At 72.4% G+C, this 3,016-nt stretch carries 2 protein-coding genes; both read right to left on the bottom strand.

The window, feature by feature from the left end; translation table 11 throughout:
- Nucleotides 1-206: 206 nt before the first annotated feature.
- Nucleotides 207-1,745, bottom strand: coding sequence for an ABC transporter substrate-binding protein (locus ABT006_RS34910; RefSeq protein WP_350712740.1), 1,539 nt, complete (start codon nt 1,743-1,745; stop codon nt 207-209).
- On the bottom strand, nt 1,742-3,016 hold a 1,275-nt coding region (locus ABT006_RS34905), incomplete at its 5' end, for an AAA family ATPase (RefSeq protein ID WP_350712739.1). The genes ABT006_RS34905 and ABT006_RS34910, both read right to left, overlap by 4 nt.

Raw genomic sequence — 3,016 nt, 5'->3', positions numbered from 1 at the left:
CAACATCTCGTTGGTCTTCTGCATCGAGGACTCGATTGCCGACTGCAACTGCTCAGCCATCTCTCCACCCCCGTACGTCGGTCTCCCACCGTCGGGGGGGGGCGCGGCGGGGGGGGCCCCCCCGGGCGCGCGGGGGGCGGGGGCCGTGCCCCCCCGGCCCCCCCCCCGCGACGTAGCCGGGCGTGGTCAGCCCGGCCCGACGGCCCCTACCACCGGGCCGCCCCGGCGGCCACACCGTCGGCCCGGGCCCGCGGCCAGTCCGCCACGAGCAGGGGCACGAGCCGCAGGTCGGCGGTGGCCAGCCGGTCGAAGCGACGCCACAGCGTCGCCGCCTCGCCCGGGTCCATGGCCCGCAGCGCCTCCCGGGCCACCTCGGCCGGGTCGCCGGCGTGGCCGTCGGACGGCCACATCCGGTGCACCAGGTCGCGACCGGCGTCGCCGGCCCAGGCCGGCACCCACTCGTGCAACACGACGTCGATGCCCGGCCCGCCGGAGGGGGCCAGCGGGACCGGCACGAGGGTGATGCCGTACCGCGCCAACACCGCGACCAGCGCGGCGGCCACGGCGCCCAGCCGCGAGCCGGCGGGAACGCCCAGGGTCAGCCGGGTCCCCTCCCCCAGCCCGGCGGCGTCGAGCAGACGCCTCGCCCGCTCCGGATCACCGGTGTCGGGTGCGTCGTCGGCGCCGCGTTCCGCCGCCGGGTGCCCGGGTTGCAGGACGCCGTGCTGGGTGGCGGCGCCGTCGGCGCCGGCCGCGCAGGCCGCCTCGGCGAGGGCCGCACGGTCGAGCGCCCACGACAGCGCATGCCGTACGGCGTGGGGCTCGGCGGCCCCACCGGCGCCGGCGGAGAGGTAGTAGCTGCACCCCGTGCCGGCGAACCGGGCCGCCGGCGACGGCACCGACCAGGACAGCACCCCGAAGCCCGACGCCGGGTCGACCGGCTGGCCGTCCGCCGCCGCGACGACCTCGATGCGCCGCGCGGTGCGCCGCCGTACCGGGTCGGTGCCCGGATCCCACCGGGGGTTGGGCTCCAGAACGAGGTCGCCGCCCGGGGACAGCCGCTTGGCGATCCGGTACGGCCCGGCGGAGGGCGTGCACCGGTACAGCTCGGGGCTCTCGGGCACGTAGTAGTCGTACTCCCGGGGGGCCGCCGCGGTGAATCCCGTGGCGAGCAGGTCGACGAGGTCGTTGGCCGGCGCGGTGAGCCGCAGGACGACGGTGTCCCCCTCGGCGCGCAGCCCCGGGATCCGGGTGAACTGCTGGAACTGGGCGAAGGCGGGGGCGTGCGCCTCCCAGTGCCCGAGCGCCTCGTCGTACGCCCGGTAGTAGTCCGCCATGCCCTCGATGATCTCGCCGAGGTACGGGCGCATCGCGCGGGCGAGGGGGTGGGCGGTGCGCTTGAGGCCCCGGACGACGTCGCCGGCGGTCAACTCCCGGGCGGCCTGGGCGTCCCAGCGGATGCCGTCCCGGAGCCGGATGCGCCAGGTGCGCCCGTCCGCGCTGATTCCTCCGTTGTCGACCGTGGGCAGTTCCACGGCCGCGTCCGCCACCGGCCGGACGGCGGGGTCCGTGCCGGTGGGGTACGCGAACAGCTGCCGGGTGAGCAGCCGGAGGATCTGTCCGGTCCCGATGCGGCCCGGGGCCGGTTCGTCGGGCAACCCGCCGTCGACCGGGCCCAGGAAACGGAGGGTGTCCGTCCCGGTGGGCGCGTCGGTGACGCGTTCCTGCTCGCGTACGCCGGTCATGCCGTCACCGCCCCGGCGTCGGGGACCGGCCCTGTCGCCGGCTTGTCGCCGCCCCGGAACACCAGCTTGGACTTGGCGGTGTTGTTCGGGTCGCCTTCGCAGTCGACGACGACGATCTGGCCGGGGGTCAGTTCGTTGAACAGGATCCGCTCGGACAGGTTGTCCTCGATGTCGCGCTGGATCGTGCGGCGCAGCGGCCGCGCGCCCAGGACCGGGTCGAAGCCCTTCTTCGCCAGGTACTTCTTGGCGTTGTCGGTCAGCTCCAGACCCATGTCCTTGTTCCGCAGCTGCGTCTCGATCCGGGCGATCATGATGTCCACGATCGACAGGATCTCGTTCTCCCGCAGCTGGTGGAACACGATCGTGTCATCGATGCGGTTCAGGAACTCCGGCCGGAAGTGCTGCTTCAGCTCGTCGTTGACCTTCTGCTTCATCCGGTCGTAGTTCGACTCCGAGTCCTCCGACGCCTGGAACCCGAGGCTCACGGCCTTCGCCACGTCCCGGGTACCGAGGTTCGTCGTCAGGATGATGACCGTGTTCTTGAAGTCCACGATCCGACCCTGACCGTCGGTGAGCCGACCGTCCTCCAGGATCTGCAGCAGCGTGTTGAACACGTCCGGGTGGGCCTTCTCGATCTCGTCGAACAGCACCACCGAGAACGGCCGACGCCGCACCTTCTCCGTCAGCTGACCACCCTCGTCGTAACCGACGTAGCCGGGAGGAGCACCCACCAGCCGCGACACCGTGTACCGGTCGTGGAACTCGGACATGTCCAGCTGGATCAGCGCGTCCTCGGAACCGAACAGGAACTCGGCGAGGGCCTTGGACAGCTCGGTCTTACCGACACCCGACGGGCCGGCGAAGATGAACGAGCCGGACGGACGCTTCGGGTCCTTCAGACCCGCCCGGGTACGCCGGATCGCCTTCGAGACCGCCTTGACCGCGTCCTCCTGCCCGATGACGCGCTTGTGCAGCTCGTCCTCCATACGCAGCAGACGCGAAGTCTCCTCCTCGGTCAGCTTGTACACCGGGATACCGGTCCAGTTGCCGAGCACCTCAGCGATCTGCTCGTCATCGACCTCACTGACGACGTCGAGGTCGCCGGCCTTCCACTCCTTCTCCCGCTGCGCCTTCTGACCCAGCAGCTGCTTCTCCTTGTCGCGCAGCTGCGCGGCCCGCTCGAAGTCCTGCGCGTCGATCGCGGACTCCTTGTCGCGGCGCACCTGCGCGATCCGCTCGTCGAAGTCCCGCAGGTCTGGCGGCGCGGTCAT

The sequence above is a fragment of the Micromonospora sp. NPDC002717 genome, from assembly GCF_040295705.1.
Taxonomy (GTDB): domain Bacteria; phylum Actinomycetota; class Actinomycetes; order Mycobacteriales; family Micromonosporaceae; genus Micromonospora.
Note: the sequence above shows the minus strand (reverse complement) of the source record. Positions and strands in the feature narration are given on the sequence as shown.